This is a genomic window from Bacteroides sp. AF39-16AC (genome assembly GCF_003602735.1).
GTDB lineage: Bacteria > Bacteroidota > Bacteroidia > Bacteroidales > Bacteroidaceae > Bacteroides > Bacteroides uniformis.
The window spans coordinates 25,231-34,045 of record NZ_QTLN01000035.1; the positions used below are offsets into that span (position 1 = coordinate 25,231).

General features: G+C 50.8%; 9 protein-coding genes. 3 read left to right on the forward strand and 6 right to left on the reverse strand.

Annotated elements, in window-relative coordinates; all coding sequences use genetic code 11:
* Positions 1-35 precede the first annotated feature (35 nt).
* Entirely contained in the window at positions 36-731 is a 696-nt protein-coding gene (locus DW039_RS19200; RefSeq protein ID WP_005824898.1) for an LrgB family protein, read from the reverse strand.
* Positions 728-1,066, reverse strand: coding sequence for a CidA/LrgA family protein (locus DW039_RS19205; RefSeq protein ID WP_005824896.1), 339 nt, complete (start codon positions 1,064-1,066; stop codon positions 728-730). Before DW039_RS19205 ends, DW039_RS19200 begins: the two co-directional genes overlap by 4 nt.
* A gap of 322 nt (positions 1,067-1,388) precedes the next feature.
* On the opposite strand from DW039_RS19205, the gene pta reads away from it, so the two are divergent.
* The 3 genes from pta (at position 1,389) to DW039_RS19225 (ending at position 5,207) form a co-directional block, all read left to right on the forward strand.
* A complete protein-coding gene (gene pta, locus DW039_RS19215; RefSeq protein ID WP_005824889.1) occupies positions 1,389-2,408 on the forward strand; it encodes a phosphate acetyltransferase in 1,020 nt (339 codons plus the stop codon).
* Positions 2,409-2,429: 21 nt separating this feature from the next.
* Positions 2,430-3,626: an acetate/propionate family kinase gene (locus DW039_RS19220; protein WP_022401075.1), complete on the forward strand. Its 1,197-nt coding sequence runs from the start codon at positions 2,430-2,432 to the stop codon at positions 3,624-3,626.
* Positions 3,627-3,806: 180 nt separating this feature from the next.
* Complete coding sequence (locus DW039_RS19225; RefSeq protein ID WP_044468262.1) at positions 3,807-5,207, forward strand: alkaline phosphatase; 1,401 nt, start codon at positions 3,807-3,809, stop codon at positions 5,205-5,207.
* Positions 5,208-5,313: 106 nt separating this feature from the next.
* Here DW039_RS19225 and DW039_RS19230 read toward each other — a convergent pair whose 3' ends face one another.
* From DW039_RS19230 to DW039_RS19245, 4 genes are all read right to left on the reverse strand, one after another.
* Positions 5,314-5,526, reverse strand: a complete 213-nt coding sequence (locus tag DW039_RS19230) for a hypothetical protein (protein ID WP_005824882.1) — start codon at positions 5,524-5,526, stop codon at positions 5,314-5,316.
* 99 nt (positions 5,527-5,625) lie between these two features.
* The gene (locus DW039_RS19235; RefSeq protein WP_044468484.1) at positions 5,626-7,482 is read right to left on the reverse strand and encodes a serine hydrolase; all 1,857 of its coding nucleotides are present in this window, start codon (positions 7,480-7,482) and stop codon (positions 5,626-5,628) included.
* Positions 7,483-7,523: 41 nt separating this feature from the next.
* Positions 7,524-8,288: a UDP-2,3-diacylglucosamine diphosphatase gene (locus tag DW039_RS19240; RefSeq protein ID WP_005824878.1), complete on the reverse strand. Its 765-nt coding sequence runs from the start codon at positions 8,286-8,288 to the stop codon at positions 7,524-7,526.
* Between the two features lie 39 nt (positions 8,289-8,327).
* Entirely contained in the window at positions 8,328-8,639 is a 312-nt protein-coding gene (locus DW039_RS19245) for a metal-sulfur cluster assembly factor (protein WP_005824875.1), read from the reverse strand.
* Positions 8,640-8,815: the final 176 nt, after the last annotated feature.

An 8,815-nucleotide genomic window follows, 5' to 3' on the forward strand; every position in this document is an offset into this window, starting at 1 on the left:
TTATGATTATAGATAACAAAAATAAGAAGATTTTGTTAGAGTAGCCCTAATAATCGCAGAATAGTTGGGGTCAGCAATGCAGTGAAAATACCGTTCAGGGTCAGGCCGAGGCTGGCGAATGCGCCGTATTTGCGGCTGATGTCCATGGCTGTGGAAGTTCCTACCGCGTGGGCGGCGGCTCCCAAGGAAAGGCCTTGTGCCATAGGACTGCCGATGTGGGTCAGTTTCATGGTCTTGAAGCCCAGTATTCCTCCCAGCAAGCCTACACAGACCACTACGGCGGCGGTAAGTGAGGGAATGCCGCCCAGCGACTTAGTTACTTCCATGGCTATCGGCGTAGTGACCGACTTGGGCGCCAGGGAGTAGATAATCTCGTCGGAAGCCCCCATCAATTTAGCTATCAGCACGACAGAGATAACTCCCACAATGCAGCCGGCAAGTTGTGACAGCATGATGGGGAGCAGCTGTTTCTTAATCGTTTCCAATTGGAGGTATAGGGGGACTCCCAGGGCTACAACAGCGGGTTTCAGCCAGAATTCTATCAGATGTCCTCCTTCATTGTAGGTCTCATAACTGATATGTGTCATCTTCAGGAAGACAATGAGGATGGCAATTGTCAGCAGGATGGGGTTCAGCAACATGATGCCGGTCTTTTTCTGCAGGAGTTTGGCCAGAAAGAAAATCCCGAAGGTGACAGCCAATAGGAAAAATTCGTTTTCTAAAAAGTTCATTTGATTTTACGTGTTAGTTGATGAACCCATCCGGTGACTACAATCACCAGCAGGGTGCTGATTATGGAAGCGGTCACTATCGGCCAGAACTCGGAGGCGATGACATCGAAGTAAAGCATGAGAGCTACACCGGGCGGTACGAAGAAGAAGCCCAGGTTGGCAACCAGGAAGTCGGACATACCCTGCACCCAGTGCAGTTTAATCCAACCCAATTTCAAGAATAGGGTGAGCAACAGCATACCGATGATGCTGGAAGGTAACTTGATACCCGTAAAGAAAACAATCAGTTCACCCAAAGCTAAGCATCCGAAAAGGATGGCGCATTGACGAATCATATTATTATAATACCTATTGTTATACGTTGAAAACGCTGCAAAGGTAGGTATTCTATGTATTGCTTGTTATCGTTGTATCCTGATTTTTTTTATGTCGTTTGTAGAGTCGGGCGGGTTGTTCCTGCCGGACGGGTAATTGTTTGTTGCAGAGGGGCACGTGTGCGTACACATGAATGCTGGGAATACCTAATGTTAAATATTATAATAATTATGGTCTGAACGGTAAAAAGACCGATGTTTGCAATGTAGATATTGCAAAATTGTGTACTTTTGCGGCGTGAATAACACATACTGCCGATTCTTAATAGACAATTAAAATATCATGCAAAGATTAATTAACGAAATTGTTGAGCGTGCCAAAGCAAACCGCCAACGAATTGTTCTTCCCGAGGGTACGGAAGAGCGTACACTGAAAGCTGCCAATCAAATCCTGACTGACGGAGTAGCCGACTTGATTATCCTTGGAAAACCTGCCGAGATAGAGGCTTGTGCCAAAGAGTGGGGGCTGGGAAATATAAACAAAGCTACCATTATCGACCCGGAAGACCATCCTAAGAAAGAAGAATATGCCCAACTGCTTTGCGAGCTCCGCAAAAAGAAAGGCATGACCATCGAAGAGGCTCGCAAGTTGGTTGTCGATCCGCTTTATCTGGGCTGCCTGATTATAAAGAACGGCGACGCTGACGGCCAGTTGGCAGGTGCACGCAACACTACGGGTAATGTACTTCGCCCTGCTTTGCAGATTATCAAGACTTCCCCGGGCATCACTTGCGTTTCGGGTGCCATGCTGCTGCTGACACATGCTCCTGAATATGGAAAGAACGGTATCCTGGTGATGGGTGACGTGGCTGTGACTCCGGTGCCCGATGCAGAACAATTGGCACAGATTGCCGTATGTACGGCACGTACAGCCCAGGCAGTTGCCGGTCTCGACCCGAAAGTTGCCATGCTGAGCTTCTCTACCAAGGGCTCTGCCAAGCACGAAGTGGTGGATAAAGTGGTTGAGGCATTGAAGATTGCCAAGGAGATGGCTCCCGATATTGCCATCGACGGTGAGTTGCAGGCCGATGCAGCTTTGGTGCCGGAAGTAGGTGCAAGCAAGGCTCCGGGTTCTTCTATCGCCGGACATGCTAACGTATTGGTTGTCCCCAGCCTCGAAGTGGGCAACATCTCCTACAAACTGGTGCAACGTCTGGGACATGCTGATGCCGTAGGACCTATCCTACAAGGTATCGCCCGTCCGGTGAACGACCTTTCACGCGGTTGCTCCATCGAGGATGTGTATCGCATGATTGCCATCACTGCCAATCAGGCCATTGCTGCCAAAAAGAATGCTGAATAACTTTTAAATCTGATATATAGTATGAAAATCTTAGTATTGAACTGCGGTAGCTCGTCCATCAAATACAAATTGTTTGATATGGACCGGAAAGAAGTTATCGCCCAGGGTGGTATCGAAAAAATTGGTTTGAAGGACTCTTTCCTGAAGTTCACCTTGCCCAGTGGCGAGAAGAAAGTTCTTGAGAGGGACATTCCAGAGCATACCGTAGGTGTGGAATTTATCCTGAACACTTTGACAAGCCCTGAATATGGAGCCATCAAGTCTTTGGACGAAATCAATGCCGTAGGTCACCGTATGGTGCATGGAGGCGAAAAGTTCAGCGAGTCTGTACGGCTGACGCCGGAAGTGCTTGCCGCCTTCACTGCCTGCAACGACCTGGCTCCGCTCCACAATCCTGCTAACCTGAAGGGGGTAAATGCAATATCTGCCATTCTGCCTAATGTTCCGCAGATTGGTGTGTTCGATACGGCTTTCCATCAGACCATGCCGAAGCATGCCTATCTGTATGCCGTGCCTTACGAACTTTATGAAAAGTACGGCGTACGCCGTTATGGTTTCCACGGAACCTCACACCGCTACGTATCGCAGCGCGTCTGCGAGTTCCTAGGTGTAGAGCCGGAAGGAAAGAAAATCATCACTTGCCACATTGGCAACGGTGGTTCCATTACTGCCATCAAGGACGGTAAGTGTGTAGACACCAGCATGGGCTTGACCCCGCTGGAAGGTCTGATGATGGGTACCCGCAGTGGTGATATTGATGCCGGTGCCGTTTCCTTCATCATGGAGAAAGAGGGTCTGGATGCCAACGGCATCTCCAACCTGCTGAACAAGAAGAGCGGTGTGCTGGGTATCTTCGGTGAATCCAGTGACATGCGCGACCTGGAAAATGCCGTAGCTGCCGGCAATCCGAAGGCTGTTCTGGCTGAAGAAATGTACTTCTACCGCATCAAGAAATATATCGGTGCCTATGCCGCTGCTTTGGGTGGTGTGGATATCGTGGTATTTACCGGTGGTGTCGGCGAGAATCAGGCAAGTGCCCGCTGGGGTGCATGTGAAGGCCTGGAATTCATGGGCATAAAGCTGGATGCCGAGAAGAACAAAGTACGCGGTGAAGAAATGGTTATCTCTACCGAAGATTCTCAGGTGAAGGTGGTGGTAATCCCCACTGACGAGGAACTGATGATTGCTTCGGACACGATGGATATTCTGAAGAAGTAATATCGCTGTAATATTTCCCGGTTCCGGCTTCCCGGAGTCCGGATGTGGTTTCGCCCCTGCAAATATGTAATGTATTTGTAGGGGCGAAATGTTTTCCGAATCCTTTAAAATACCTATCTTTGTTACTCGGTTAAAAACAATAAAGGCAATTTTCCGAATAACTTTAAATAAGAACTGCTTATGAAACGATTAATGTATGTGTTGTTCTTTGTACTGCTGACCAGCGGCATGGCCTATGCCCAGCAGGCGAAGTACGTGTTTTATTTCATCGGTGATGGAATGGGTGTGAACCAGGTGAACGGTACGGAGATGTATCTGGCCGAACAAGAAGGGCGCATCGGTGTAAAGCCTTTGCTGTTCACTTCTTTCCCGGTTGCCAGCATGGCAACTACCTTTTCTGCCACCAACTCGGTGACTGACTCTTCTGCTGCCGGAACAGCCCTGGCTACCGGTGCAAAGACCTACAACGGCGCCATTGGTATGGACGATAACAAGAGTGTGCTTCAGAGTGTGGCCGAGAGAGCCAAAAAGTCCGGTAAGAAAGTTGGGGTAACTACCAGCGTCAGTGTAGACCATGCTACTCCCGCCGCATTCTATGCCCATCAGCCGGACCGTGGCATGTATTACGAGATAGCCCTCGACCTGCCGAAAGCCGGTTTCGACTTCTATGCAGGCGGTGGTTTCTTGAAACCGACTACCACTGCCGATAAGAAAGAGGCTCCGAGCATCTTCCCTATCTTTGAAGAAGCCGGCTATACCGTTGCAAGAGGCCTTGACGAATATAAGTCGAAGTCTGTCCAGGCGGACAAGATGATTCTTATCCAGAAAGAAGGGGCAGAGCCTTCTTGCCTGCCCTATGCCATCGACCGCCAGGAAGGCGACCTGACGCTGGCCGAAATTACCGAAAGCGCCATTTCTTTCTTGACCAAAGGCAGTAACAAGGGTTTCTTCCTGATGGTTGAAGGTGGAAAGATTGACTGGGCCTGCCACGGAAACGACCCCGCCACAGTCTTTGAGGAAGTGGTGGATATGGACAACGCCATCAAGGTGGCTTACGACTTCTATAAGAAGCATCCCAAAGAAACGCTGATTGTGGTAACTGCCGACCATGAAACCGGCGGTCTGGGTCTGGGTACCGGTAAGTACGAGCTTCAACTGAAAGCCCTTGCCAAGCAGAAGCAGTCTCAGGATATCCTTTCACGTTCCATCACGGACTTACGCAAGATGCGCAAGGTTATCAACTGGCCGGAAATGAAGGAATTCCTGGCAGAAAAGATGGGTTTCTGGAAAGAACTGCCGGTGAGCTGGGAGCAGGAGAAGATGCTGCGTGATGCTTACGAAGAATCATTCGTGAACAAGCATGTAGTGTTTGAGGAAAGTCTTTATGCCAAGACTGAGCCCCTGGCCGTTGCCGCCAAGAAGGTAATGAGCCAGATTGCCATGGTAGGCTGGACCAGCGGTGGCCATACAGCCGGATATGTGCCGGTATTCGCAGTAGGTGCAGGTTCCAAGCTGTTTGTGGGTAAGATGGACAACACGGAAATCCCGAAACGCATAGCCAAGGCTGGCGGATACAAATAATAGACAGTCACCACAGATTACACGGATTCTCACAGATTGGAAGCTCTGATATCAAGTATAAGAGACTAATCTGTGAGAATCTGTGCTATCTGTGGTGGCTGTCTATTTATTCCTTAAGGTCCTTCTTTATAATTTCATCCATCTCCCGGATACGTTTCTCCCGTTCCTTGGCAGATTTTACTTTCTGGTCCTTGTATCCGGTATCTGTCCGTTCGGAGACCTCTTCGCTCCATTCCTCGAATTCATCCGTTGCCGGACGTCCGTGCGGGTCTATGTTCTCTTCGGCAATCGGGTCGTTTCTGTAAATCATATCATCCATGACGCTAATGTTTTTAATGTTATGATGTTACTACAACCATGCCGGGAAAAAGTTCCGGTAACCTTCACTTTTTCGTAATCATTTATAAGAATAAACGTTTTATAGCGCGGGCAGCAGGTACTTCCATATTAGATTCAGCTCTGCCTGCATGTCGGGGATGTTGGCGGTGACGGCAATGACGGCATCCTTGTCCGGCAACACCAGTATGTATTGTCCGTTGGCACCATCGGCACGGTAGGCGTTGTGGCGGCAGCGCCACATCTGGTAGCCGTAGCCCTGCAGCCAGTCGCTTGTCTTGGCGCTCATCTTCGCTTTCTTCAGCATCTCCGGTTTCATGCCGGCGGGCAGTGAGGGCACTTGGCAGGCAGATGCCTCCTTTACCCATTCTTCGGGCAGAATCTGCTGTCCGTTCCAGTTTCCTTTCTGCAGGAATAGTTGTCCTATCTTGGCAAGGTCTTCCGTTTTGAGGTACAACCCCCAGCCTCCGGTATTGATGCCTTGCGGGCTTTCCTGCCACCGGGCGTTGACGATGCCAAGCGGGCGGAACAGACGGGGATAGAGATAATCCACCACTTTCTCGCCCGTCACTTTCTGTACGATGGCTGAGAGCATGTAGGTTCCCAGGCTGTTGTAGGTGTAGAAGGTACCGGGCTTGTGCTCCACGGGGAAGGCCAGGAACTCCTGCACCCAATCGGCGTTTGCCTTTTTGCGTACCGTTCCGGTGGGGTCGGTGTCGTGCCCGCAGTTCATGGTCAGCAGGTCGCGTACGGTCATGGCTGCCAGGTTTTCGCTGACGGTTGCCGGAAGCTTGTCGGGGAAGAAGGAGATGACCTTGTCCGTCAGCTTCAGCCTGCCTTCGGAGGCGGCAAGTCCCACGGCGGTGGCGGTGAATGTCTTGCTGACGGAGTTCAGGATGTGAGGCTCATCCTCTTTCCCTTCGCCCATCCATTCTTCGGCAATGACATTGCCGTGTTGCACAATCATGATACTGTGCAGGTCTTGTCCGGCTTTCTTTACGGCATCCAGGTATCTGTTCATGGCCTTGTCCAGCTTCGGAGCAGCGGCGGCGCGGGGCAGGCCCTTGGTCAGTTGGTTGATGGAAATCAGCTTTATGCCTTTGTCCTCAATGGCTTTCCGGACACGGGGGCTTGTCAGCAGGTCGGTCACTCCCTGGCGGTCCAGCGCCACGTCCTCATATCCGACGTGGAAGACGGTTTTCATTTCATCGTTGTCCAGTGCCGGGTGGTCTAAGAAAAGGTAGCGCTGGCCCGGCTGCAACTTCTCCAATGCTTTGATGAAGCTGGCCTCCTTTTCTTCGGCGGTTCTTTTGGGGCCGTCGTATCCGATGTAGGTAAACCGGTAGTCCTTGGAGGAGTCCATGCGGTCGATGGACGGCAGGTTGTATTCTTTGGCGAGCCGTTGTACCAGCTCGTTCACTTCTTTGCTGAAACCGGTGGAGAGCATGTGCCCGGACAGATGGCTGAGTTGCGGAATGCTTTTCAGCGTCGTCTCTATCTGCGCGCGGAACTCCTGCTCTATCTCTTTGAGGTTCCATTTCTGTTCCATGATGGCTTGTCCCGGATAGGCCGGGTTGGGGAACATCATCGGGTAGAAATAGCCGTTCTCGTCCGTCAGGCTGGGGCAGTGGGTCAGCGGACGCCACTTCACGTTCTCCCACTCGCTGGTGATGACGAGGTGCAGGCCGACGTCCAGTCCCGGATTTTCTTTCAGCATCTTGATGGCTTCCGGATACCAGGCCGCTACGGGCATCACTTCCACGCTGCGGGCAATACCCGAGCGGTAGGTCTGGATACAGGCTTCGTTGACGGAATGCAGGGCACCGAGATCGTCAATGCGGATGACAAGTGTCGGGGCGCCGGATTGTCCCCATACCGGCAATGCTCCTGCTGCGAGCAGGCATCCGGCAATCATGTTTTTCAGTCTTAAAGGTTTCATGGGTGGTAATGGTATGATGGTTAACAGTTTGGCAATGCGGGTTATAGCTTCGTCTCTCCCTCCACAAAATTCTCAAGGAAGAGGTTCTCGCCGTCAAAGACGGCGTACGAGAAGTAGTTTATCCAGTCGCCGAGGATGAGGATGCGGGCGGTACTGCTCAGCATTAGGTCCAGTTCGATGTGGCGGTGACCGTAGATGAAGTAGTTGATGTTGGGATGGCTTTTCAGGTATTCCTTGGTGTAGAGCACCAGGTATTCGTTGTTTTCTCCCATGTATGCGGGTTCTTTCCCGTCTATGCGTTTCAAGCGGCTGTGTTTGGCCCAGTTCAGTCCCAGCTCCATGCTCCAGCGGGGGTGCAGGGCAGAGAACAGCGTCTGTAGGGTACGGCTGCGGAACATGGCGCGCAGCATCTTGAACTTCTTGTCCGGGTCGCCTAGCCCGTCACCGTGGGCAAGGTAGAACTCTTTTCCGAAGATTTCGGTGGTCAGCGGTTCGCGGTGTATCATGACGCCGCACTCCTTGGTCAGATAGTCGCCGCACCAAAGGTCATGGTTTCCCGTGAAAAAGTGGACTTCTACTCCCAGGTCGGTCAGTTCGGACAGCTTGCCCAGAAAGCGGGTGTATCCTTTGGGCACTACAGTACGGAATTCGTACCAGAAGTCGAACATGTCTCCCAGCAGGTATACGGCCGATGCCTTGTGCTTGATGCTGTCCAAGAAGTTGACCAGCCTCCGTTCTTGGGTTCGTCCGTGTTCGATGGCTCGTGAGCCCAGGTGAGCATCCGAGAGGAAATATACATTCTTCATTTTCAACTTTCCATTTTCAACTTTGAACTTTCAACTGATTTAAAGGAATCCCAGCTCCAGTTTCGCTTCTTCGCTCATCATGTCCTTGTCCCACTCGGGTTCGAAAACGAGATTGATGGTGGCGGAGGTTACGCCGTCGATGGATTCCACCTTCTGGCGCACATCTTCCATGATGAAGTCGGCTGCCGGACAGTTGGGGGCAGTCAGCGTCATGTCGATGGAGGCTTCTCCCTGGTCGGAGACGTCTATTTTGTAAATCAGTCCTAGGTCGTATACATTTACCGGTATTTCCGGGTCGAATACGGTCTTGAGCATGGAGACTATTTTCTCTTCTATTTCAAATTTGGTCATATTCGTAGGGTTTTATATATAGGTTTTCAAAGAACAAAGCTATGGAATTTAATTGAAAATGCAAAGGAACGCCCTCCTTTTCATTACTTCAGAAAGGGTTTGACGGTGGGGAAACACGCTTCATGTCTTATCCTGATATAGGTAGACACATTTACAAACTAATAAATGTGTTACTA

Bases quoted from the DNA above. Each gene is read 5' to 3' on its own strand.
- pta (WP_005824889.1), top strand. From the start codon at position 1,389: ATGCAAAGATTAATTAACGAAATTGTTGAGCGTGCCAAAGCAAACCGC.
- DW039_RS19230 (WP_005824882.1), bottom strand. From the start codon at position 5,526: ATGGATGATATGATTTACAGAAACGACCCGATTGCCGAAGAGAACATA.
- DW039_RS19240 (WP_005824878.1), bottom strand. From the start codon at position 8,288: ATGAAGAATGTATATTTCCTCTCGGATGCTCACCTGGGCTCACGAGCC.
- DW039_RS19235 (WP_044468484.1), bottom strand. From the start codon at position 7,482: ATGAAACCTTTAAGACTGAAAAACATGATTGCCGGATGCCTGCTCGCA.
- DW039_RS19225 (WP_044468262.1), top strand. From the start codon at position 3,807: ATGAAACGATTAATGTATGTGTTGTTCTTTGTACTGCTGACCAGCGGC.
- DW039_RS19245 (WP_005824875.1), bottom strand. From the start codon at position 8,639: ATGACCAAATTTGAAATAGAAGAGAAAATAGTCTCCATGCTCAAGACC.
- DW039_RS19220 (WP_022401075.1), top strand. From the start codon at position 2,430: ATGAAAATCTTAGTATTGAACTGCGGTAGCTCGTCCATCAAATACAAA.
- DW039_RS19200 (WP_005824898.1), bottom strand. From the start codon at position 731: ATGAACTTTTTAGAAAACGAATTTTTCCTATTGGCTGTCACCTTCGGG.
- DW039_RS19205 (WP_005824896.1), bottom strand. From the start codon at position 1,066: ATGATTCGTCAATGCGCCATCCTTTTCGGATGCTTAGCTTTGGGTGAA.